This is a genomic window from Sphingobium ummariense RL-3, assembly GCF_000447205.1.
GTDB lineage: Bacteria > Pseudomonadota > Alphaproteobacteria > Sphingomonadales > Sphingomonadaceae > Sphingobium > Sphingobium ummariense.
Genome location: NZ_AUWY01000072.1, coordinates 1 through 22,984 on the forward strand (window position 1 = coordinate 1; position 22,984 = coordinate 22,984).

The 22,984-nt window shown below is 65.0% G+C and carries 22 protein-coding genes; 12 read left to right on the forward strand and 10 right to left on the reverse strand.

Features of this window, described 5'->3' with window-relative positions; translation table 11 throughout:
- Positions 1-25 precede the first annotated feature (25 nt).
- From M529_RS34415 to M529_RS34440, 6 genes are all read left to right on the forward strand, one after another.
- A complete protein-coding gene (locus M529_RS34415; RefSeq protein WP_021317787.1) occupies positions 26-1,096 on the forward strand; it encodes a 5-(carboxyamino)imidazole ribonucleotide synthase in 1,071 nt (356 codons plus the stop codon).
- Positions 1,093-1,578, forward strand: coding sequence for a dihydrofolate reductase (locus M529_RS34420; RefSeq protein WP_021317788.1), 486 nt, complete (start codon positions 1,093-1,095; stop codon positions 1,576-1,578). Before M529_RS34415 ends, M529_RS34420 begins: the two co-directional genes overlap by 4 nt.
- Before the next feature lie 175 nt (positions 1,579-1,753).
- Positions 1,754-2,680, forward strand: coding sequence for a bifunctional riboflavin kinase/FAD synthetase (locus M529_RS34425; protein ID WP_021317789.1), 927 nt, complete (start codon positions 1,754-1,756; stop codon positions 2,678-2,680).
- A 142-nt stretch (positions 2,681-2,822) separates the two neighbouring features.
- Complete coding sequence (gene ileS, locus M529_RS34430; RefSeq protein ID WP_021317790.1) at positions 2,823-5,750, forward strand: isoleucine--tRNA ligase; 2,928 nt, start codon at positions 2,823-2,825, stop codon at positions 5,748-5,750.
- Positions 5,747-6,256 (forward strand): signal peptidase II, encoded by a 510-nt coding sequence (gene lspA, locus M529_RS34435; protein ID WP_021317791.1) that lies wholly within the window; start codon positions 5,747-5,749, stop codon positions 6,254-6,256. Before ileS ends, lspA begins: the two co-directional genes overlap by 4 nt.
- Positions 6,256-6,669, forward strand: a complete 414-nt coding sequence (locus M529_RS34440; RefSeq protein ID WP_021317792.1) for a DUF3035 domain-containing protein — start codon at positions 6,256-6,258, stop codon at positions 6,667-6,669. The genes lspA and M529_RS34440 overlap by 1 nt, the downstream gene beginning before the upstream one ends.
- A 327-nt stretch (positions 6,670-6,996) precedes the next feature.
- Here M529_RS34440 and M529_RS34450 read toward each other — a convergent pair whose 3' ends face one another.
- From M529_RS34450 to M529_RS34465, 4 genes are all read right to left on the reverse strand, one after another.
- Positions 6,997-7,176 (reverse strand): SRPBCC family protein, encoded by a 180-nt coding sequence (locus M529_RS34450; RefSeq protein ID WP_021317794.1) that lies wholly within the window; start codon positions 7,174-7,176, stop codon positions 6,997-6,999.
- 21 nt (positions 7,177-7,197) lie between these two features.
- Positions 7,198-9,123: a 1-deoxy-D-xylulose-5-phosphate synthase gene (dxs, locus tag M529_RS34455; RefSeq protein WP_031294917.1), complete on the reverse strand. Its 1,926-nt coding sequence runs from the start codon at positions 9,121-9,123 to the stop codon at positions 7,198-7,200.
- 536 nt (positions 9,124-9,659) lie between these two features.
- Positions 9,660-9,872: a hypothetical protein gene (locus M529_RS34460; RefSeq protein WP_021317796.1), complete on the reverse strand. Its 213-nt coding sequence runs from the start codon at positions 9,870-9,872 to the stop codon at positions 9,660-9,662.
- A gap of 154 nt (positions 9,873-10,026) precedes the next feature.
- Positions 10,027-11,394: a M20/M25/M40 family metallo-hydrolase gene (locus M529_RS34465; protein WP_021317797.1), complete on the reverse strand. Its 1,368-nt coding sequence runs from the start codon at positions 11,392-11,394 to the stop codon at positions 10,027-10,029.
- A 100-nt stretch (positions 11,395-11,494) separates the two neighbouring features.
- Between M529_RS34465 and ettA the strand changes: the two genes are divergently transcribed.
- Positions 11,495-13,180 carry an energy-dependent translational throttle protein EttA gene (gene ettA / locus M529_RS34470; RefSeq protein ID WP_021317798.1) on the forward strand — a complete coding sequence of 562 codons (1,686 nt, stop codon included), beginning with the start codon at positions 11,495-11,497 and terminating at the stop codon, positions 13,178-13,180.
- A gap of 148 nt (positions 13,181-13,328) precedes the next feature.
- Here ettA and M529_RS34475 read toward each other — a convergent pair whose 3' ends face one another.
- The 4 genes from M529_RS34475 to M529_RS34490 form a co-directional block, all read right to left on the reverse strand.
- Positions 13,329-14,327, reverse strand: coding sequence for a cytochrome-c peroxidase (locus M529_RS34475; RefSeq protein WP_021317799.1), 999 nt, complete (start codon positions 14,325-14,327; stop codon positions 13,329-13,331).
- Between the two features lie 129 nt (positions 14,328-14,456).
- On the reverse strand, positions 14,457-14,735 hold the full coding sequence (locus M529_RS34480; RefSeq protein ID WP_021317800.1) for an acylphosphatase: 279 nt from the start codon (positions 14,733-14,735) through the stop codon (positions 14,457-14,459).
- Entirely contained in the window at positions 14,735-15,463 is a 729-nt protein-coding gene (locus M529_RS34485) for an NYN domain-containing protein (protein WP_021317801.1), read from the reverse strand. Before M529_RS34485 ends, M529_RS34480 begins: the two co-directional genes overlap by 1 nt.
- Complete coding sequence (locus M529_RS34490) at positions 15,463-16,116, reverse strand: carbonic anhydrase (protein WP_021317802.1); 654 nt, start codon at positions 16,114-16,116, stop codon at positions 15,463-15,465. The genes M529_RS34485 and M529_RS34490 overlap by 1 nt, the downstream gene beginning before the upstream one ends.
- 17 nt (positions 16,117-16,133) lie before the next feature.
- Here M529_RS34490 and lipA point away from each other — a divergent pair, with 17 nt between their 5' ends.
- Together lipA and M529_RS34500 are read left to right on the forward strand one after the other, a co-directional pair.
- Complete coding sequence (lipA, locus tag M529_RS34495; RefSeq protein ID WP_021317803.1) at positions 16,134-17,126, forward strand: lipoyl synthase; 993 nt, start codon at positions 16,134-16,136, stop codon at positions 17,124-17,126.
- Entirely contained in the window at positions 17,113-17,589 is a 477-nt protein-coding gene (locus M529_RS34500) for a type II toxin-antitoxin system RatA family toxin (protein ID WP_021317804.1), read from the forward strand. The genes lipA and M529_RS34500 overlap by 14 nt, the downstream gene beginning before the upstream one ends.
- Here the strand turns inward: M529_RS34500 and M529_RS34505 are convergent.
- Together M529_RS34505 and M529_RS34510 are read right to left on the reverse strand one after the other, a co-directional pair.
- On the reverse strand, positions 17,535-18,053 hold the full coding sequence (locus M529_RS34505) for a CinA family protein (protein WP_021317805.1): 519 nt from the start codon (positions 18,051-18,053) through the stop codon (positions 17,535-17,537). The genes M529_RS34500 and M529_RS34505 overlap by 55 nt on opposite strands.
- The gene (locus tag M529_RS34510) at positions 18,053-19,231 is read right to left on the reverse strand and encodes a bifunctional 2-C-methyl-D-erythritol 4-phosphate cytidylyltransferase/2-C-methyl-D-erythritol 2,4-cyclodiphosphate synthase (protein WP_021317806.1); all 1,179 of its coding nucleotides are present in this window, start codon (positions 19,229-19,231) and stop codon (positions 18,053-18,055) included. Before M529_RS34510 ends, M529_RS34505 begins: the two co-directional genes overlap by 1 nt.
- Before the next feature lie 92 nt (positions 19,232-19,323).
- Between M529_RS34510 and dusB the strand changes: the two genes are divergently transcribed.
- From dusB to ntrC, 3 genes are read left to right on the forward strand one after another with little or no spacing between them, the layout of a single operon-like run.
- A complete protein-coding gene (gene dusB / locus M529_RS34515; RefSeq protein ID WP_031294920.1) occupies positions 19,324-20,343 on the forward strand; it encodes a tRNA dihydrouridine synthase DusB in 1,020 nt (339 codons plus the stop codon).
- Positions 20,340-21,449, forward strand: coding sequence for a two-component system sensor histidine kinase NtrB (locus M529_RS34520; RefSeq protein WP_031294921.1), 1,110 nt, complete (start codon positions 20,340-20,342; stop codon positions 21,447-21,449). Before dusB ends, M529_RS34520 begins: the two co-directional genes overlap by 4 nt.
- Entirely contained in the window at positions 21,449-22,897 is a 1,449-nt protein-coding gene (gene ntrC, locus M529_RS34525) for a nitrogen regulation protein NR(I) (protein WP_021317809.1), read from the forward strand. The genes M529_RS34520 and ntrC overlap by 1 nt, the downstream gene beginning before the upstream one ends.
- The last annotated feature ends 87 nt before the right edge of the window (positions 22,898-22,984 follow it).

Sequence of the window (22,984 nt, forward strand, 5' to 3'; positions counted from 1 at the left end):
GGTCGCCGAAACGGTCGAGGACTGAGTGACCACCGTCCCGCCCGGCTCCACCATCGGCATCCTCGGCGGCGGCCAGCTCGGCCGCATGATCGCCGTCGCCGCCGCGCAGCTCGGCTACCGCACGCACATCTACGCGCCGGAGGAAAGCGGCCCCGCCGCCGACGTCTCGCCGCGCTGGACCCGGGGCGCCTATGAGGACGCCGCCGCGCTCGCCGCCTTCGCGGACGGAGTGGACGTCGTCACCTACGAGTTCGAGAATATCGACCCTTCGGCGGTCGACGTCCTCTCCACCCACGGCCTCGTCCGTCCCGGCGCGGAGGCGCTCCGCATCGCGCAGGACCGGCTGCTCGAAAAGCGCTTCGTCTCCGACCTAGGCGGCACCACCGCGCCCTTTGCCCCGGTCGAGAGCCTGGACGAGCTGGAGGAGGCGATCGACGACATCGGCAGCCGCGCGATCCTCAAGACCCGCCGCATGGGCTATGACGGCAAGGGGCAGGTGCGCCTTTCCGAACCGGGCGACGCCGTCGGCGCCTGGAACGCCATCGCCCGGCAAAGCGCCATCCTCGAGGGCTTCGTGACCTTCGAGGAGGAATTTTCCGTCATCCTCGCGCGCGGCGCCGACGGGGAAGTGCGCTTCTGGGATTCGGCCGCCAACGTCCATGAGGATGGCATCCTCGCCACCTCCACCGTCCCCGCAGGCGGCCGCATCGCCGAACAGGTGGAGGAAGCCCGAACGCTGGCGCGCAAGGTCGCCGACGCGCTCGGCTATGTCGGCGTGCTGACGCTGGAATTCTTCGCCAGCGCCGAAGGCCCGGTCTTCAACGAAATGGCGCCGCGCGTTCACAATAGCGGCCACTGGACCATCGAAGGCGCGGTGACGAGCCAGTTCGAGAATCATGTCCGCGCGATCTGCGGCCTGCCGCTGGGCGACGCCGGCCTCGCCGCGCCGGGCGCGCACATGCGCAACCTGATCGGGGCCCAGGCGAACGAGTGGCAGGCGATCCTCGCCGATCCCGCCAACCACCTCCACCTCTACGGCAAGCATGAGGCGCGCGCCGGTCGAAAGATGGGGCACGTCACGCGGCTGGTGCTGTGAGCGAGATCGTCCTGATCCTCGCCCGGGCCGACAATGGCGTGATCGGCAGGGACGGCGATCTTCCCTGGCGGCTGCCGGCCGACCTTCGGCATTTCAAGGCGCTGACGGCGGGTCATCCGATGGTGATGGGCCGCCGCACGTTCGACAGCCTGCCCGGCCTGCTGCCCGGCCGGCGCCATATCGTCCTCACCCGCGATCCGGACTGGCGCGGGGAGGGGGCGGAAATTGCCCATGATCCGGCCGGCGCCGTCGCGCTGGCGGATGCGCTCGTCGTAATGGTCATCGGCGGCGCGGAGATATATCGCCTGTTCCTGCCGCTCGCCGACCGCATCGAACTGACCGAAGTGCATGTCGACGCGGACGGCGATGCCGCCATTGCCTATCCCGATCCCGAGATCTGGCAGGAAGTCGCACGGGAAGATCATTCCGCGCTCGATGGTCGCCCCGCTTACAGCTTCGTGACCTTCACGCGCCGTGCATAATCTTCACCTCCGTTTGCCCTGAGCTTGTCGAAGGGGGCTCTTGTTCTTCTTCCAAGCAAGGGCAGGGCTTCGACAGGCTCAACCCGAACGGATCACGGGGGCAACTCATAATGCCCCGCCGGACGACCCGCTTGTCCGATTGCCACCGCCCCCGCACCTGCCTATAGCGCGCCCGATGGAGCGGCTCACCAGCAGCGCCCCCGTGCCGCCGCACCTGCGCGGGAGCATCATGGCGCTGGGCAATTTCGACGGATTTCACGCGGGTCATCAGGCGGTGGTCGGACGCGCCATCGCCCGCGCCCGCGCCGAAAGGCGTCCCGTGATCGTCGCCACCTTCGATCCGCATCCCGTGCGGCTGTTCCGGCCCGACACACCCGCCTTCCGTCTCACCACGCTGGACCAGCGCCAGGCGCTGTTCGCCCGCGCGGGCGCCGATGCCATGATGGTCTTCGCCTTCACGCGCGATCTGGCGGCGCTCGATCCCGCCGCCTTCGTCCGCCTCCTGAGCGAGGATATGGGCGTCGCCGGCGTGGTCACGGGCGAGGACTTCACCTTCGGCAAGGGGCGCGCCGGCACGGTCGCCACCCTGCGCGATCTCGGCATGGGCGCGGAGGCCGTGCCGCCGGTGCTCGACGGGGAAGGGGTCATTTCCTCCAGCCGCATCCGCACGGCACTCCAGGCCGGGGATTGCGCCACCGCCACCCGTCTGCTGACGCGCCCCTTCGCGATCGAGGGTGTGGTCCAGCATGGCGACAAGCTTGGCCGCACCATCGGCTATCCCACGGCCAATATCGACATGGGGCCCTATCTGCGTCCTGCTTATGGCATCTATGCGGTGCGCGGCCTGCTGCCGGACGGCCGCGTGCTGGACGGCGCGGCCAGTCTCGGCATCCGCCCCAGCTTCGATCCGCCCAAGGAGCTGCTGGAGCCTCATTTCTTCGACTTCGCCGAAAGCCTCTACGACCAGCGGATCGAGGTCCAGCTCATCCATTATCTCCGGCCGGAGGCGAAGTTCGACGGCCTCGACGCGCTCACTGCCCAGATCGCGAAGGACTGCGACGACGCGCGGCAAATCCTTGCGGGAACGCCCCACGTCGCGTAGGGCACCGGGCACATTTTCTCACCCGTTCGGGCTGAGCGAAGTCGAAGCCTTCCACTGAGCGGAGCGAAGTGACCTCCCTATCGGTCGGTCGAACCCTTCGACTTCGCTCAGGGCGAACGGATCAAGAACTGACCGGATACCTATGACCGACCAGCCTGACTACAAGTCCACCGTCTTCCTCCCCGTCACCGACTTCCCGATGAAGGCCGGGCTCGCGCAGAAGGAACCGGCGATCCTCGCCCGCTGGGAGGCCATGAACCTGTACGGCAAGCTGCGTCAGCGCCGCGCCGGCCGCGAACGCTTCATCCTCCACGATGGCCCGCCCTATGCCAATGGCGACATCCATATGGGCCATGCGATGAACAAGGTACTGAAGGACATCATCGTCCGCAGCCAGTCGCTGCTCGGCAAGGACGCGCCCTATGTGCCCGGCTGGGACTGCCACGGCCTCCCCATCGAATGGAAGATCGAGGAGGAATATCGCAAGAAGAAGCTGAACAAGGACGAGGTGCCCGCATCCGAGTTCCGCGCCCAGTGCCGCGCCTATGCCGACAAATGGGTCGACGTGCAGAAGGAGCAGTTCAAGCGCCTGGGCATCATGGGCGACTGGGAAGATCCCTATCTGACCATGAAGTACGATGCCGAGGCGACGATCGTCGGCGAACTGCTGAAATTCGCGCAGAGCGGTCAGCTTTATCGCGGCGCCAAGCCCGTCATGTGGTCCCCGGTCGAAAAGACCGCACTGGCGGAGGCCGAGGTCGAATATGAGGATGTCGTGTCGACCCAGATCGACGTGGCGTTCGAAATAATGGAAGCGCCGAACGCGCCGGAACTTCAAAAGCTGATTGATGGCGGAAACAAACTCTACGCTGTCATCTGGACAACTACGCCTTGGACGATCCCGGTCAATCAGGCGCTGGCTTACGGTGAGGACGTCGAATATTTGCTTGTCGATGGCGTATCGGACGCAGACGGCAACTACAATCAATATCTAGTCGCAGAAGCGTTGCTCCAACCATTTATGGAGCGTGTCGCCGGGCAGAAATGGCCGCCGGTTAACGAAGATGGCTCTCTTAAGGAGCCATTGTGGTCGGTGTTTCAAGCTTCGACGGATCAGCCATGGCGGATCAAAGGTGCCCAGCTTGCCGGCGCCATCGCCTGCCACCCGATGCACACGCTCGGCGGCTTCTTCGCCAAGCCGCGCCCCTTCCTCCCCGGCGATTTCGTCACGACCGACGCGGGCACCGGCCTAGTCCACATGGCGCCCGACCATGGCGAGGACGATTTCGAGCTGTGCAAGGCGCATGGCATCAACCCGGTCTTCGCGGTCGAAGGCGATGGCAAGTACCGTGCCGACTGGGCGTGGCTCGGCGGGCAGGGGAGCGTCATCAACCCCAAGTTCGTCAGCAAGGACGGGCCGATCTGCACCGACCTGCGCGAAGCGGGCGCGCTGCTCGCGGCATCGGACGACTTCCGGCACAGCTATCCGCACAGCTGGCGCTCCAAGGCGAAGATCATTTTCCGCTGCACCCCGCAATGGTTCATCCCGATGGACCGTCCTTCCGGCGGGCTTCCCGCGATGGCGGATGAGGCGACGGTGGAGGGGGCGACCAACGGCGCCACGCTGCGCGATCTTGCACTCGACGCGATCCAGAACACCCGCTGGGTGCCGGAACGCTCGATCAACCGCATCCGCTCGATGGTGGAGGGCCGCCCCGACTGGGTGATCTCCCGCCAGCGCGCCTGGGGGGTGCCGATCGCCCTCTATGTCCATCGCAAGAGCGGCGACTATCTCGTCGATCCCGCCGTCAATGCCCGCATCGTCGAGGCTTTCCGCCAGGGCGGCGCCGATGCCTGGTTCGGCGCCGACCATCAGGCGCTGCTCGGCCCCGATTACGACCTGGCCGACTATGAGGTCGTGAACGACATCCTCGATGTCTGGTTCGATAGCGGCTCGACCCACAGCTTCGTGGTCGAGGGCCGCTATGGGGAGGGCGTGCGTGCGGACCTCTATATCGAGGGGTCGGACCAGCATCGCGGCTGGTTCCAGTCCTCACTGCTCGAAAGCTGCGGCACCCGCGGCCGCGCGCCCTATGCGGCGGTGCTGACCCACGGCTTCGCGCTCGACGGCAATGGCCGCAAGATGTCGAAGAGCCTGGGCAATGTCGTCGATCCGCTCAAGATCATCGGCGAGAGCGGCGCGGACATCCTGCGCGTCTGGGCGGCGAGCGCTGATTATTTCGACGACATCCGCATCGGCAAGGAAGTGCTGGCCGGCGCGTCCGACGCCTATCGCAAGCTGCGCAACACCTTCCGCTACCTGCTGGGCGCCCTGTCCGACTTCTCGGAGGAGGAGCGCGTCGCCCCAGCCGACATGCCGGAGTTGGAGCGCTACATGCTCCACCTGCTGGCCGGGCTCGACGCCGAGCTGCGGGGCGTGGTCGATCGGGCGGCGGACAGCGAGAACTGGCTGGAATTCAGCCGCTATACCCGTGCGCTGATGGACTTCGCCAACAGCGATCTTTCCGCCTTCTTCTTCGACATCCGCAAGGACTGCCTCTACTGCGACGCGAAGGGTGACCCCAAGCGCCGCGCCTATCGCACCGTGCTCGACACGCTGTTCCACGCGCTCGTCCGCTATGCCGCGCCGATCATCCCCTTCACCGCTGAGGAAGTATGGCAAAGTCGCTTTCCAAGCGACGAAGAAAGCGTCCATTTCCTGGAATGGCCGGAGGTGGATGCCGACTGGGCCGATGCGGACCTGGGTGATCGGTGGGCGAACCTGCGCTCCGAGCGCGAGCAGGTGAACGAGGCGATCGAGCCGCTCCGCCGCGAAAAGATCATCCGCTCCAGTCTGGAAGCCGATGTTTCCATGGGGAAAATCGTGCCCAGCAACGGTGTGAACTTCGCCGAGATCGCCATCGTCGCCCGGGTCGAGATGGGTGTCGGCGACGGCATCGTCGTCCGCCCGAGCGAATGGCACAAATGCGGCCGCTGCTGGCGCCTGCTGCCCGAGGTGACGGAAGACGGCGCCCTTTGCGACCGCTGCGACACGGTGCTGAAGGCATGACCGTCAACCATCGCCCACTGGGCCTGACCGTCGCCATCGTCACCCTGGCGCTGGACCAACTCGTCAAGTACACCGTCACCTGGCCGCTGGCGCTCCGCAGCCGCGCCGACGCAGGGATCGAGATCCTGCCGATCTTCCGCCTGCGTTGGCTGGAAAACCGCGGCGTCTCCATGGGCTTCTTCCATGCGGACAACGAAACCAGCCGCTGGGCGCTCGTAGGCATGACGCTGCTGATCGCCGCCTTCGTCGCTGTGTGGATGTGGCGGGAAAAGGCGCGGTCGGATGTCGCCGCGCTCGGTCTCGTGCTGGGCGGTGCCATCGGCAATATCGTCGACCGCGTCCGCCTGGGCTATGTCGTCGATTATGCCGACCTGCATTTCGGCGAATGGCGGCCCTTCCTGATTTTCAACCTGGCCGACGCGGCTATCACCATCGGCGTGCTGATCCTGCTTGCACGGGCGCTGCTGCTGCGCGAAAAGGGCGCGAAGACGGAGAACCTGAAGTAATGCGTAAACTGATCCTGGCCGCCGGCCTCGTTTCGACCCTGTCGGCCTGTGGTGGCGGTGGCGGCCTGCTGAACCGCGACCGTCCGGACGAATTCGCCGTCTCGCGTCAGGCTCCGCTTGTGATCCCGCCCGATTTCGCCCTGGTTCCGCCTGCGCCGGGCACTCCGTCCGCCGCCAATGTCGATTCGAGCCGCGCTGCGATGGAAGCGATGTTCGGCGGTCCCGCGCCGCGCAGCGCGACCGAATCCGCCGCGCTCAACGCCGCCGGCCGCGCCAATGCCGCGCCGGGCATCCGTTCCTCCGTCGGCGATCCGGGCACCGAGGTGGTGGAAAAGGGCACGACGACCCGCGACATCATCGCCGCGCCGGAAGGCGACGGCCAGGACGCGCGCGCCGCGGTTCCGCCGCAGTAAGCAGGGCCGGTATCCCCCTCGCTTTGAGGGGGATCATTCCCTTTCCACGAAATCCTTGAGCCGGGCCAAAGTCCCGTCCCACTGTGCGGCGACCCGGCCCAGCCAGTCCCGCGCCTGCTCGATCGCGTCCCGGCGCAGCGCGAAATGCACCTCGCGTCCGCTCTTGGCGCGTTGGACGAAAGCCGCGTCGCGCAGCCCTCCAGATGCTTGGCGACCGCCTGACGGCTGATCGGCAGGCCTTCGCCCATCTGGACGAGCGAGCGGGTTTGCCCCTCCGCGAGCCGGGCCAGCAGTCCCAGGCGAGTTGCATCGAACAGCGCGGCCGGTTCAGCCTTCGACATGGGCGCGGATATTGTTCACCTGCTGCGCCCAGCCGCCGTCATTGTCCCGCATGACATTGGTGCGGCGCGGCTCGGGCACCTTGTCGAAACCGCTTTCGGCCACCGTCAGACGCGTGCCGAAGTCGGTGGGTTCGAGGACGAATTCGACCAGCGTCCAAAAGTGCAACCAATCAGTTGCATATTTATATCAGGCCAGCGCGCCGGCATCCATTCCGGCGCTGTTGTGCCGAAGCGCCGTCAGCACCGTATCCACAATTCCCGCGGCATCGAGTCGCGCATCGGCATATTGCTTTTCCGGCTTGTCCTGATCCTGGAACAGGTCGGGCAGGCGCATCGTGCGGATCTTGAGACCGGCGTCGGTCAGGCCCAGGTCGCTGGCGAGCGTCAGGACATGGGCGCCAAGGCCCCCGATAGCCCCTTCCTCGATGGTCACGGCCACCTCATGCGTGGTCAGCAGCCGCCGGATCAGCGCCTCGTCCAGCGGCTTGGCGAAGCGCAGGTCGGCGACGGTGGTGGAAAGCCCTCTGGCCTCCAGCGCCTCGGCCGCCTTGATCGCTTCTTCCAGCCGGGTACCGAGCGAAAGGATCGCCACCTGGCGCCCTTCGCGCACCACGCGGCCCTTGCCGATCTCCAGCCGTTGTGGCTGTTCCGGCAGGGGAACTCCGGTGCCGTTGCCGCGCGGATAGCGCACCGCGATCGGACCGCTGTCATGCACCGCGCAGGTATGGACCATATGGACCAGTTCCGCCTCATCCGCGGCGGCCATCACCACCATGTTCGGCAGGGTGGCCAGATAGGTGATGTCGAAGCTGCCTGCATGAGTGGAGCCGTCCGCGCCCACCAGCCCCGCCCGGTCGATGGCGAAGCGCACCGGCAGGTTCTGGATCGCGACGTCATGCACCACCTGGTCATAGGCGCGCTGCAGGAAGGTCGAATAAATCGCACAGAAGGGACGCATTCCCTGCGCGGCAAGGCCTGCGGCGAAGGTGACCGCATGCTGTTCGGCGATGCCGACATCGAAGCTGCGCTCGGGAAATCGTTCGGCGAAGCTTTCCAGGCCGGTGCCCGACGGCATGGCCGCGGTGATCGCGCATATGGCCGGGTCGCTCTCCGCCTCGGCGATCAGCGCCTTGCCGAACACGCTGGTATAGCTTGGCGGTCCCGGGGGCGCCTTCGCCTGCGCACCGGTGATGACGTCGAACTTCTGCACGCCATGATATTTGTCGGCCGCCGCCTCCGCCGGGGCATAGCCCTTGCCCTTCTGGGTTACGACATGGACCAGGCACGGTCCTTCGGCTGCGTCGCGGACATTTTCCAGCACCGGGATCAATTGGTCGAGATTATGGCCGTCGATCGGGCCGACATAGTAGAAGCCCAGTTCTTCGAACAGGGTACCGCCCATGGCCATGCCGCGCGCGAACTCGTCCGTCTTGCGCGCCGCCTTGTGCAGCGGCCCGGGGAGCTTGCGGGCGAGGCGCTTCAGTACGTCGCGCAGCCCCAGAAATTCGCGGCTGGACACCAGTCGTGCCAGATAGGCGGAAAGTCCGCCCACCGGCGGCGCGATCGACATGTCATTGTCGTTGAGGATAACGATCAGCCGGTTGCCGGCATCTCGTGCGTTGTTCATCGCCTCATAGGCCATGCCCGCGGACATGGCGCCATCGCCGATGACCGCGATTGCCTTGCCGGGACGACCCGTCAGCTTGTTGGCGATGGCGAAACCCAGCGCCGCGCTGATAGAGGTCGAGCTGTGCGCCGCGCCGAACGGGTCATAGTCGCTCTCGGCCCGCTTGGTGAAGCCTGACAGCCCGCCGCCCTGACGCAGCGTGCGGATGCGGTCGCGCCGGCCGGTCAGGATCTTGTGCGGATAGCATTGGTGGCCGACATCCCAGACCAGCTTGTCGTCGGGCGTGTCGAATACATAATGAATGGCGGCGGTGAGCTCGACCACGCCCAGTCCGGAGCCGAGATGTCCGCCCGTCACGCCGACTGCGGCAATCACCTCCTGCCGCAGTTCGTCTGCGAGCTGGCGAAGCTGCCCGGGATCAAGGGCGCGCAAGTCGGCCGGCCAGGTCACCTGGTCCAGCAGTGGAGTAGGGGGTAGTTCTGTCATCGCTCGAATCTGATACCTTAAGGCTGATGTAGGGGGAAACTTCGCCCAATGCTACACGGCCTTTGGCGCGTGCGATGAAGCGCCTTGCTGCGCCGGAGGCGGGCGGAACTGCTTTCCCGGTGTGGGGCATGTGATCGGACAGGCTCGTCAACTCCCATCGGAAACAGGCACTGATACCGGATTATGCTGTTCGCCCTCATTCGGCTCTGACCGGAATTTCCGTTCGCCAGCGGGCAGAAGACCGTCGGAAGCAAGGAGCATAGCGAAGGGGCGGCGTGTAGGACAGCGCGGCGTCGCGGTTCGGGGCGCGACAGGACAGGAGGTGGCGGCCTTGTGAAAGCTGTGAAGTATACAGTGTCGCAGAGCGCAGATTTGCGAGGAAGAGGGTGTGTGGAAGCGACTTCGCAATAGGAGAGTTTTTGCGTAGTGGCGAGAAGGGCCGGTTGCGGGCTGGCGGCTTCTGGTTTGGATGAAGGCATAAAAAAGGGGCGGATCGCCCAGCGATCCGCCCCCTCAATATCGCGCCGAAGCGAGAATTACATCGCGTTCGCGGCGTTACCGGCGGCGTTCGCAGCGTTCTCGGCCACGTTGGCGGCATTGGCGGCGTTGTCAGCAGCATTGGCGGCGTTCTCGACAACGTTCTCGACGACGGCGTTCGAAGCGTTCGCGGTCTCGTTGGCCGGCTTCTCACCGCAAGCGGCGAGGGCCATCAGGCCGGCCGAAGCGAAAACAACAGCGATCTTCTTCATTGTGTACGGCTCCCATAGCATAATGCCGCGTAAGGCAGTTTTTGGCAGGCCTACGCGAGCGACCCGCATTAACGTGTGCATACCACAAATCAATGCTTTTCTACGTCGGCGAAGCGAGCGAATCACGCGACGGGTCGTTGTCTACTATAAAAGTTCAGTTTTTGCCCCAAGTTTCTGGCGCGTTCGCCACTTCGTTCAACGTCAGCGCCCACGCGGCGACATTCTGCCGCAACTGTTCGGGGTCAATCTTGTCCAGCGTATCATCAGGCGTGTGATGGATGTCGAAATAGCGCGTACCATCCTGCTGAAGGTCGATCACCGGAATGCCCGCCTCCACCAGCGGCTCGATGTCGGAGCCGCCGCCCGCAGGCAGCCTGCTGGCCGTGATGCCCAGCGGGGCCAGGGCCTTCGCCACGCGTGCGCCGAGCGCCTCCTGCCCTTGCGGAAGCTTGAAATCGACACGCCATACGCGGTCCGCGCCGAAGTCCGATTCCATCACCAGCGCGTGTGGCTCCTTACCATGGGCGGTGAAATAGGCACGGCCGCCATTGCCGCCGACCTCCTCGGCCCCGGCGAGAAGAACGCGAATGGTCCGGCGTGGTGTACCGGCCTTGGCGACCTGCAGCGCGGCCGCGGTTACGATTCCGCAGCCTGATGCATCGTCGATCGCACCCGTGCCCTGGTCCCAGCTGTCCAGGTGGCAGGCCGCGACGACAATGCCGGCGCCCGGATCGCTGCCGGGGATCTCACCGATGACATTGCCCGAAGGCTGGTCCTTCAGTGTACGCGACGTCAGCGTGAGGTGGACGCGCACCGGCTGCCCGCGCGAAACCATACGGACGAGCTGTTCAGCATCGGGCACGGTAAGCGCGCCAGCAGGAATAGGCTGGACACCTTCCGCCCACATCTGAACGCCGGTGTGCGGAACACGGTGATGATCGGTGCCGATCGATCGGATAAGAATGCCGATCGCGCCCTTGCGGGAGGCGATGCTGGGGCCCTGCCGACGCGCGGCGCCGAAATAGCCATAGCCCGATCCGTCCTGCGCGGCGCGCATGTCATGGCTGACGAACGCGATCTTGCCGCGCACGGCGCTTTCGGGCGCGGCCTCCAGATCAGCCAAGGTGGGGAAATAGACGATCTCGCCGTCGATGCCCTTTTCCGGAGTGGATCCGCTGTTACCGAGAGCGGCAACCACCAGCGTCTGGGGGAAGGGCGACACGACCCGCGCTTCGTCCCGGCCGCGCAGCCAGACCGGCATGGTATAGGACTCGGCGCGGACATTGGCAAAGCCCAGCGCCTTCAACCTGTCGACCGCCCAGGTACGGGCGCGTGCTTCCAGTGGCGTACCCGCCGGTCGAGGGCCGACCTCTGTGGTGAGGCCTTCTGTAAAGGCCATCGCCACCTCGTCCTTCAGGGCGGCGTCGCGAATCGCAGCGCTGTCGGCGAAGGCGGGAAGGGGAAGGAGGGTGACGCTGCCCAGCAGCGCGGCGAGGAGGGGGATCGACCGGATTTTCTGCATGGGCGGCGGTGTAACCCGCATGCAGCGATTTGCCAATGCGCTCCGCCTTCGCTAACCGGACGCCAAACATTGCCATCCTTCATCCGGAGCTGCTTCAGCCATGTCCGCCTCCTCCCAATATGCCTTCGTCATGAAGAGCATGACCAAGAGCTTTCCCGGTGCGCCCAAGCCGGTGCTCAGCAATATCAACCTGCAATTCTACCGCGGCGCGAAGATCGGCATCGTCGGTCCCAATGGTGCGGGCAAATCGACCCTGATGAAGATCATGGCCGGCATCGACACCGATTTTTCGGGCGAGGCCTGGCCGGGCGAGAACATCACCGTCGGCTACCTGCCGCAGGAGCCGCAGCTCGATCCCACCAAAACCGTGCTGGAGAATGTCAAGGACGGCGCCCGTGGCATCGCGGACAAGCTCGACCGCTTCAACGAGATCAGCATGATCATGGCCGATCCGCCGGAGGACGCCGATTTCGATGCCCTGATGGAGGAGATGGGCACACTCCAGGAGCAGATCGACGCCGTCGATGGCTGGACGCTCGACAACCAGCTGGAGATCGCGATGGAAGCGCTGCGCTGCCCGCCGTCGGACTGGGGGGTGGAAAGCCTGTCGGGTGGCGAAAAGCGCCGTATCGCGCTCACCCGCCTGCTGATCCAGAAGCCGGACATCCTGCTGCTCGACGAACCCACCAACCATCTCGACGCGGAAAGCGTAACCTGGCTGGAAAACCACCTGAAGGAATATGCCGGCGCGGTGCTGATGATCACCCACGACCGCTATTTCCTGGACAATGTGGTCGGTTGGATCCTGGAACTCGATCGCGGCAAATATTTCCCCTACGAAGGCAACTATTCCACCTATCTGGAAAAGAAGGCCAAGCGCCTGGAGCAGGAGGACCGCGAGGCCACCGGCCGCCAGAAGGCGATCAACGACGAACTGGAATGGATCCGGCAGGGGCCCAAGGGCCGCCAGACCAAGTCGAAAGCACGTATCGCCAAGTTCGAACAGCTCGTGGCCAGCCAGGAGAACCGTTCGCCCGGAAAGGCGCAGATCGTCATCCAGGTGCCCGAACGTCTGGGGGGCAAGGTGATCGAAGCCAAGGGCATTTCAAAGAGCTACGGTGACAAGCTGCTGTTCGAGAATCTCTCCTTCATGCTGCCGCCGGGCGGCATCGTCGGCGTCATCGGGCCGAACGGCGCTGGCAAATCGACCCTTTTCCGCATCATCACCGGGCAGGAAACCCCAGATTCGGGCGAGATCGACATCGGCTCGACCGTGCGATTGGGCTATGTCGACCAGAGCCGCGATCATCTCGATCCCTCGAAGAACGTCTGGGAGGAAGTTTCGGACGGCCTCGATTATGTGAAGGTCAACGGCCACGACATGTCGACCAGAGCCTATGTCGGCGCCTTCAACTTCAAGGGCCAGGACCAGCAAAAGAACGTCGGCAAGCTGTCGGGCGGCGAGCGCAACCGCGTCCACATCGCCAAGATGCTGAAGCGCGGCGGCAACGTCCTGCTGCTCGACGAGCCGACCAACGACCTCGACGTCGAGACGCTGGCTGCGCTGGAAGAGGCGATCGAGAATTTCGCCGGGTGCGCCGTGGTCATCAGCCACGACCGCTTCTTCCTGGACCGTCTGGCGACCCACATTCTGGCCTTCGAAGGCGACAGCCATGTGGAATGGTTCGAAGGCAATTTCGAGATGTATGAAGAGGACAAGCGCCGCCGCCTGGGCGATGCGGCCGATCGTCCGACCCGCCTGGCCTACAAGAAGCTGACGCGCTGATCCGTCACGCGATTGCAATTTTTGCAATGCGACGTTCCTCCTTCGCACTTGCGAAAGAACGTGCCGCAGCGCAAATAGATCGGGCCTTTCAGGCATCCTCTCCTAAAACTTTCCAGGCCGGCCCTTCGGGGCTGGCCTTTTTTTTCGTTCAGGCGGGCACTGGGCAGGACGCCGGCGGCCGCGCCAGATGCGGCGCCGTCAGCAGCACCGGGTCGGTCAGCGAATCCATGAAAGCCAGCAGCGCCGGCATATCGACGCCGATGAGCTGCGTTGCGGCATGGCGCCGGATGGCGGATTCAACGCTGTCCGCGCGCCCATCGTGAAGCCACGGGCCGGTCACCGCCACATTGCGGAGCGACGGCGTGCGGAAACTGTCAGGTGGCGGTACGAAGCCCGGAGGCAGCGGCTTGCCGCCATAGGCCGCACCGTCGGCCTCGCTGGGCGCGGCAGTGCCGACATAATGAACCTTGCTGTCGGTAAAATCCCTGCCCCCATGGCAGGAAGCACAGCCGGCGCTCTTGAATTGCACCAATCCCTTCGCCGCGAGTGGAGGCAGCGCCCCCGACTGTCCCGCCGCAAAGCGGTCATAGGGGGTGGAATAGGAAAGAATGGTCCGCTGAAACGCGGCCAGCGCTGCGGTGACCTTGCCGACATCTGCGCCCTTTTCCGGCCCCGGAAAAGCCATTGCAAACAGCCTCCGGTAACAGGGATCGGCGTCCAGTCGCTGCGCCAGCAGGCCTTCCTGGCCGCCCAGTCCCATTTCAACGGGTTTCGTGCCGGTCATCGGGACCATCGCCTGTTGTTCCAGCGACAGCAGATTGGCATCGGTCCAGGTCAAGGCCGGCCGCCAGGCGACATTGGCGAGGCCCGGCACGTTGCGGACGCCCATCTCGCCCGAAACCCCGGGATGAGTGGATAGTCCGTCGGTGAAGCCGCGTTCCTGCTGGTGGCAGTCGGCGCAGGCCAGGGAACCGTTGCTCGAAAGCGCGCGATCGTAGAAAAGGCGCCTGCCCAACGCGACCTTCACCCCGCTCATCGGATTGTCGACGGGCACCGGGGGGGCGCTGAAACCGGAAGGCAGCGAAGTCCATCGCCATCCCGGCCCGACCGCGCCAGCCCCGCCGGCCAGCAGAGCCGCCGCGACCATGCCGTGGGCAATATGCCTGATCCTCAACCGCATGCTTGCTCCGCCCCGATACGCCCAGCCAGACGAATGGAGCCTGACGAGTCCGCAAGGGGCCGTCAAATGGCCGGTCGTCAGGAAAAGGACCGGTGGCTATGCCGTCGGGTGCTGTTCGAAGATGGGGTAGTGTCGCGCTGCCTCTTCCGTCACGTCGATGCTCTCGACGCTGGCTGCGGGTGGTCCCCGCCGCGCCCGCGCAACGAACGCGTCCTGCGCAGCCGGATCGCCCTCGATCCAGGCCTCGACGCTACCCTCCGTCCGATTGCGGACCCAGCCCGTCAGGCCCAGTTGCCGCGCCGTCTGCATCGCCCACTTCCGATAGAAGACGCCCTGTACCCGCCCATGGATGAACAGGTGGCGCGCGGCTGCCATCAGCGCACCCGCTTGATCCAGCTCTGTCCGTCGCGCGTTTCCACCTTGAAGTTGGGGACGGTCTTCAAAAGGTCGGACAGCCGCTTGAACCCATAATTCCGCACGTCGAAGCTGGATCGATTGCCCGCCAGCTGGCCCACCTCGCTCAGCCGTGCGAAACCCTGCTCATCTCGCTTCACCGCGCCATAGGCGTCGATCAGCAGCTTCACCAGATCGGGCGACAGGGCCTCGGCTTCCGCCTTTGCCGGCTGCTCCGTCTCGGAAACGACCGGTTCGTCCTGCGCTGCCGTCAGCGCCTCGACCGCGATGAAGCGTGAACAGGCGCTGCGGAAGGCCTGCGGAGTCTTTTCCGAACCGAAACCATAGACCGGCAGCCCCTCCTGCCGCAGCCGCGTGACCAGCGGCGTGAAGTCGCTATCGCTGGACATCAAGCCGAATCCGGTGACGCGGCCGCTTGCCATCAGGTCCATGGCGTCGATCGTCATCTTCATGTCGGTGGCATTCTTGCCCTTGGTCAGGTCGAACTGCTGCTGCGTTTCGATCGCCTGCACCACCGCCAGTCGCGCCCATCCCTTCAGGCCCGGCTTGCTCCAGTTGCCATAGGCCCGCCGTATGTTGACCGTGCCGAGCTCCGCCAGAACGGTCAGGACGGGATCGAAGAAGTCCGCCGACGCATTGTCCGCGTCGATCAGCAGGGCGACATTGCCCGCCCGGACGTCGGCGGACATCAGCCGGCGTCCAACGGTGCGGGATGGAACGTGCCGCTCGGCTCGTCCAGCAGATGCAGCTGGCCGTCGGCGATAGCGAAGAAGGCACCCACCAGCTTCAATGCGCCATGACGCTCCTTGCTTCGCACGCAGGGGAAGGTCCGCAGGTTGGCCAGGCTCACCTTGACGCCTTCCTGTTCCATCGCGCGTTCGGCGTCCCGGCTCCGGTCGTCGCCGAAACGAGAGACCACTGCATCGCGGGCACCGTCCAACAACTCGATCCAGTTATGGATGAAGCCGCCCTCGCCGGGAGGGGCATCCTTCAGGTCCTGGCTGAGCGCCGCCTTGCAGCCGCCGCACTTGCCATGGCCCATGACGACGATCTCGCCGACCTGCAGCACCTGCACCGCGAATTCCAGCGCTGCTGAAACGCCGTGATGGCCGGGATTCGTCTCGAAGGGGGGAACGAGCGCGGCCACATTGCGCACCACGAAGATTTCGCCCGGGCTGGTATCGAATATCTGCGCAGGGTCGACCCTGGAGTCGGAACAGGCGATGACCATCACCCGCGGGCTCTGGCCTTCCGACAGTTCGTCCCATCGCTCGCGCTGTCCCGTCCATCCGGTGGCACGGAAACGGCGGTACCCAACGAGCATATCGGCAAAATCTGTCATGGAGCGTTCTGTGCCCAATGACGCGGGGGCTGGCAAGTGCGCGTACGGGTCGCTATCTGGGGCGCATGAACGACATTGCCCCGATCCCCATGCCCGGCAGCAAGCCCGAGCGCGCCCGCAAGCCCGACTGGATCCGCGTAAAGGCGCCGACCAGCCCCGGCTATCACGAGACGCGCCGGCTGATGCGGGAAAAGGGGCTGGCGACGGTCTGCGAGGAAGCGGCCTGTCCCAATATCGGCGAATGCTGGACGAAGAAGCACGCGACGGTGATGATCCTTGGAGACGTGTGCACGCGGGCTTGCGCCTTCTGCAACGTCAAGACCGGAATGCCGCGCAGGGTCGATCCCAACGAGCCGCAGAATCTTGCCGACGCGGCGGCCGAGATGGGGCTGGAGCATATCGTGATCACCTCGGTCGACCGCGACGACCTGCCCGACGGCGGCGCATCGCAGTTCGTGAAGGTGATCGAGGCGCTGCGCCGGACCACGCCGGACACCACCATCGAAATCCTGACCCCGGATTTCCGCAACAAGCACGAGCGCGCAATCGAGGCAATCGTTGCCGCAAGACCGGACGTCTATAACCATAATCTGGAGACGGTGCCCCGGCTCTATCCCACGATTCGTCCAGGCGCCCGCTATTATGCGTCGCTGCGCCTGTTGGAGACCGTGAAGCGGCTCGATCCGTCGATCTTCACCAAGTCGGGCATCATGCTGGGGCTGGGAGAAGAGCGGCTGGAGGTCCATCAGGTCATGGATGACATGCGGTCGGCCGACATCGACTTCCTGACGATGGGCCAATATCTCCAGCCTACGCCCAAACATGCCAAGGTGATGGAGTTCGTCACGCCCGCTGCCTTCAACGCCTATGCGGCGATCGCCCGGGCCAAAGGCTTCCTTCAGGTAGCATCCAGCCCGCTCACCCGGTCGAGCTATCATGCGGGTAAAGACTTTGCGGAGATGAAGGCGGCGCGCGCGGCGCAGCTGGCGAAGGCCCATGCCAAGGCATAACGAGACACGGCCGCTGCCCTATACGCCGACGCAGATGTTCGACCTGGTGTCGAATGTTGCAGCTTATCCTGAATTCCTGCCCTGGGTCAGCGCGATCCGCGTGCGCACCGACAGCGAGTCGGAGATGGTCGCGGACATGATCGTCGGCTTCAAGGGGATCAAGGAGAGCTTTACCTCCCGCGTCCACAAGCATCGCCCCGACCATGTACGGGTCGATTATCTCGACGGCCCCCTCAAACATCTCCACAATGAATGGCGCTTCCGCGACGACGGGAAGGGCGGCGTCCTCGTGGACTTCGAGGTGGAATTCGAGTTCAAGAACAAGCTGTTCGAAATGCTGGCCGGGCAGGTGTTTGATCGGGCTCTGCGCAAGATGATCGGCGCCTTCGAGGCGCGTGCAGCGGCTCTCTATGGCACCGACGAATCGGGAAGCAGCAATTCGAGCGCGCACAGCGCCGCCTGAAGGCGCACGCCGCCGCGGCCGTTATTTTCGAAATGGCGCATGTCGGCGACGACCTTGTCGGGGCTCGCTCCACGTTCGGCCCGGGCGAAGACCACGGTACCGACGGGCTTTTGTTCCGACCCGCCGCCAGGGCCGGCTATGCCCGTAATGGCAACCGCGACCTGCGCATGGCTTTTCTTGAGCGCGCCTTGTGCCATTGCCCAGGCGGTGGCGATGGAAACCGCGCCGAAGGTTTCCAGGACATCCTGCGAAACCTTGAGCAGTTCCGATTTCATATCATTGGAATAAGTGATAAATCCCGCTTCGAATACGTCCGAGGAGCCGGCAATTTCTGTCAGCGCGGCAGAGACAAGGCCCCCGGTGCAGCTCTCCGCCACGGCGATCGTACGGCCTGCCCGGCGATTAGCGACGATGACACGCTCGGCGAGGTCGACCAGCAGTTGCGGGAGAATGGTGTCGGGCATCAGGGCAGGATAGCGGGTAGCGAAAGCGTTGCAACGGCCTGCGCTGCTATCCCTTCGCGCCGACCCGCGAAACCCAGCCGCTCGGTTGTCGTCGCCTTCACGCTGACCCGGTCGAGGGGAATCGAGAGGATCTCCGCGATCCGTCTCCGCATCGCGTCCCGATGCGGGCCGATCTTCGGCGCCTCGCATATGATTGTGAGGTCGACATGGGCGATCCACCCGCCTCGTTCGCGCACACACTTGGCGGCATAGTCGAGGAAGCGCCATGATGGCGCGCCGCGCCATTGCGGGTCCGATGGCGGGAAATGGCTGCCGATGTCACCATCCGCCAGCGCGCCCAGTATGGCATCGACGATCGCATGCAACGCTACGTCGGCATCGCTGTGCCCGGCAAGGCCACGTTCGTGCGGGATCTGGACGCCGCCAAGCCACAGTTCCTCATCCTCCGCCAACCGATGGACATCATAGCCCATCCCGACGCGCGTCGAGAAGGCGCCCGCAAGCCGAGCCTCGGCTCGCTCGAAATCGGTAGGGTAGGTCAGTTTCTCCAGCCTTTCGTCACCATCCACCAGCATCACGTCATGCCCGGCGGTCTTCAGGATCTGCGCATCGTCCGTGGCTTCGCGTGCCTCGTCCCAGGCGCGGTGCGCTGCCAGTATCTCCGCGAAGCGGAAGGCCTGCGGCGTCTGCACCCGAGCCAGGTCGACGCGATCGACCGTGGTGCCGTCAGTGCGGCGAAGCAGCGTGTCAGCGACGGGCAGCACCGGAATCGCGCCCGCACGATCCTCCAGGGCTCCCAAAAGCCGATCGATCACGGCAGGCGGGAGGAAGGGCCTGGCCGCGTCGTGGATCAGCACCCGGCTTGCACCGCCTTGTGCTGCGATTGCCTCCAACCCAGCGCGCACCGATCCACGCCGGCTCTCCGCACCCGTGACAAGTGTATAGGCGCGATCCGCCAGCAACCGGGCGCTTTCTTCCTTATATCCCGCACCAACCACGATCAGGATCTCGTCGACCCCGGAATGGGCGGCCAGCGCATCGAAGGCATGGGTGAGCACGGCCTTGCCGCCGATCGTGCGGAATTGCTTGGGGATGTCGCCGCCGACTCGGCTGCCTTGCCCGGCTGCCACCAGCAACGCGACGCATCTGTCCCCGGTTTCTGTCATGCGCGGCCGCATAGCCGAGGCGATGGGGGCCTGCCAGTGCCTTTGCTTGCCGTCGGCTCCAAATTCTTCTATGGGCTGCCTGTTTTTTAGGCAGATTGTAGTTCATGAGCAGGCTCGCGCCCATTTCCGTCGGTCCGGTAACGATCGGCATGCCCGTCATTCTCGCGCCTATGACAGGCGTTACAGACATGCCGTTCCGTACGCTCGTGCGGCGCTACGGATCGGGCCTCAACGTAACCGAGATGATCGCGACCGCGGCGATGATCCGCGAAACCCGCCAATCGCTGCAGAAGGCGGCATGGCACCCGGTCGAGGAGCCCGTCTCGATGCAACTCGCCGGCTGCTCGCCCGTAGAAATGGCGGAGGCGGCAAAGCTCAATGCCGATCGCGGCGCGGCGATCATCGACATCAACATGGGCTGTCCGGTCAAGAAGGTGGTGAACGGCGACGCCGGCAGCGCGCTGATGCGGGACCTGCCGCTTGCCGCTGCGTTGATCGAGGCAACGGTGAAGGCCGTAGACGTGCCCGTCACCGTCAAGATGCGCATGGGCTGGGACCATGGCAGCCTCAACGCACCGGAACTGGCGCATATCGCAGAGGATCTGGGTGCGAAGCTGATCACCGTCCACGGCCGCACCCGGTGCCAGATGTACAAGGGTTCGGCCGACTGGGCCTTCGTCCGCCGCGTCAAGGGCGCGGTGTCGCTCCCGGTGATCGTCAACGGCGACATCTGCTCTATCGAGGACGCGGAGACCGCGCTTGACCAAAGCGGCGCGGACGGCGTCATGATCGGACGTGGCGCCTATGGCCGCCCCTGGCTGATCGGCCAGGTGATGCACTGGTTCGCGACCGGTGAGCGCCTGCCCGATCCGTCGCTCGAAGAACAATATGGCGTCATAACGGAGCATTACCGGGCGATGCTCGACCATTATGACGGCCTGACCGGCGTCAACATGGCCCGCAAGCATATCGGCTGGTACACCAAGGGCCTGCCCGGATCGGCCGAGTTCCGCAACGCCGTCAATCAGGAACCGGACGGCGCCCGCGTGCTCGACATGCTCGCGCGCTTCTACGAGCCGCTGATGACAAGCGACGTCGCGCTGGAACCGCGCAAGGCGGCATGATGATGGCGCTGGCTTCGGTCCCGCCAGTCCGCATGGCACAGGATGGGCCGTCGCTGTCGGAGCTGATGACCGCGCTGCCGGTGGCAACGCTGGTGGTCCGCCCGGACAACCGGATCGCGGATGCCAATGTCCGCGCGGAAACATTGCTCAACATGGCGCGATCGGCGATCGTGGGGAGCGACGTCACCCGCACCATCCGCATGGCGGAGATGGGCGCGCGCTTCGACATCTGGCACAGCAACAAGCCGATCGCCGCCTATGACGTCAAGGTGCATGCCGGCCGCACAGCGGAGATGGAGGTCGACCTGATGATCGCTCCTGTCGTGGATCATGACGGCTGGCGCATCGTGTCGATCCATGCCCAGAGCCAGGCGCGCAAGATCGGCCATCGCGGCACTGCCGGCGGCGCGCGCTCCGCCATGGGCGCGGCGGCGATCCTGGCGCACGAGATCAAGAACCCGCTGTCGGGCATCCGCGGCGCGGCACAGTTGCTGGAACCCGGCAATGGCGGCCGCGATGCCGCTTTGACCCAGCTGATCTGCAACGAGGTCGACCGGATCGCCGCGTTGATTGACCGGATGCAGGATTTCTCGACGGAGCGGAAGCTGGAGTGCCGCCCTGGCAACATCTATCCCCTGATCGACCGCGCCGCCAACATTGCTTCGGCCGGTTTTGCCAAGAATGTAAAGATCATAAAGCGTTATGATCCGTCCCTGCCTTTCGCCGTCATCAACGACGACGCGCTGGTGCAGGTGATGATCAACCTGCTCAAGAATGCGGCCGAGGCATTGGAGCATGTCGAAAGGCCCCGCATCCGCGTGGAGACCGCGTTCCGCCACGGCGTCTCGGTGGTGGTAGGCGACGGCAAGGGCAGCGCGGTTCTGCCGATCGAGATACTGGTGATCGACAACGGCCCGGGCGTGCCGGAGCATATCCTGGACCACCTGTTCAACCCCTTCATTACCGGCAAGCGCGACGGGCAGGGGCTGGGGCTCGCGTTGGTGGACAAGCTGGTGCGCGACATGAACGGCTTCGTCCAATATGCGCGCGATCAGGAAGCGGGGGAATCGACCTTTCGCATCCTGCTGCCGATGGGAATGGGCTGATGGCCGCCACCGGATCCATCCTGGTCGTCGACGACGATCCCGCCATCTGCGTGGTCGTGGGCGAGGCGCTGCGGCGGCAGGGGCACAAGGTCAAGACCGCAGCCTCCATCCGCGAGCGCACCGCGCTCATGAGCAGCTTTGCCCCTGACGTTCTGATAACCGACGTCATGCTGCCCGACGGTGACGGGCTGGACGGCGTGGCGGAGATCATCGAGCACAAGCCCGACCTCAACGTCATCATCCTGTCGGCGCAGAACACGCTGAACACCGCCATACGCGCGACCGAGAAGGGCGCCTTCGAATATCTGCCCAAGCCGTTCGATCTCAACGAGCTGACCCGCGCAGTGTCCGATGCACTGGGCACCCGCGCCGTGGCCGCGAACGGCGACGGTGAAGGCGCGCTGCCGCATGACGGCCTGCCGCTGGTCGGCCGCTCGCCGGCGATGCAGGAGGTGTACCGCACCATCGCACGCGTGCTGTCCAACGACCTCAGCATCCTGGTGCTGGGCGAGTCGGGCACCGGCAAGGAACTGGTGGCGGAGGCGATCCATAGCCTGGGCCAGCGCAGGACAAAGCCGTTCGTTGCCATCAATATGGCCGCGATCCCGCGCGAACTGATCGAGGCGGAGCTGTTCGGCTATGAAAAGGGCGCATTCACCGGCGCTCATGCCCGTACCGCCGGCAAGTTCGAGCAGGCGCAGGGCGGCACCCTGTTCCTGGACGAGATCGGCGACATGCCGTTGGAGGCGCAAACCCGCTTGCTGCGTGTCCTCCAGTCGGGTGAGGTCACGACGGTGGGCGGCTCCAAGCCAGTGCGGGTCAATGTCCGCATCATCGCCGCAACCAACAAGGACCTGCTCCAGCTGATCGAGGAAAATCGCTTCCGGCAGGATCTCTACTATCGCCTCAATGTCGTGCCCATCGCGCTGCCGCCGCTGCGGGAGAGGCGGGAAGACGTCATCCTGCTGGCGCGCCACTTCCTGGAGCGTGCCGCCATCGAAGGACTGCCGCGCAAGTCATTGTCGGACGAGGCAGCGCAGATGCTGATGGCCTATCATTGGCCGGGTAATGTGCGCGAGCTGCAGAACCTGATGCAGCGCCTGGCGGTTCTGAGCCGCGAGAATGTGATTGCGGGTGACATATTGCGCCACGCACTGCCGCTCGATTCGGTACCTGCCGACCATGCGGTGCCGGCCGATCAGCTGGCGCATGCGGTGCGCGAATGGACTAGGCGGCAGTTGGGCGTTGGCCTGGGGCAGGGGGGCAGCCGGTCGCTTCACGACGATCTCCTGGCGGTTGTGGAGCCCATCCTGCTGCAGGAGACCTTGGCAAGCGTGGACGGCAATCAGATCCGCGCCGCGGGCCTGCTCGGCATCAATCGCAACACGCTGCGCAAGAAGCTGACCGACTATGGGCTGGACCCGCTCCAACTGCGCGTTCCCGATTGACGACGAAGGACGAACCGACGGCCCCGTTCGACCAGTAACGACCACACAAGAAATACTGTGTTTGATCGGGCACGGCATTGTTGTAAC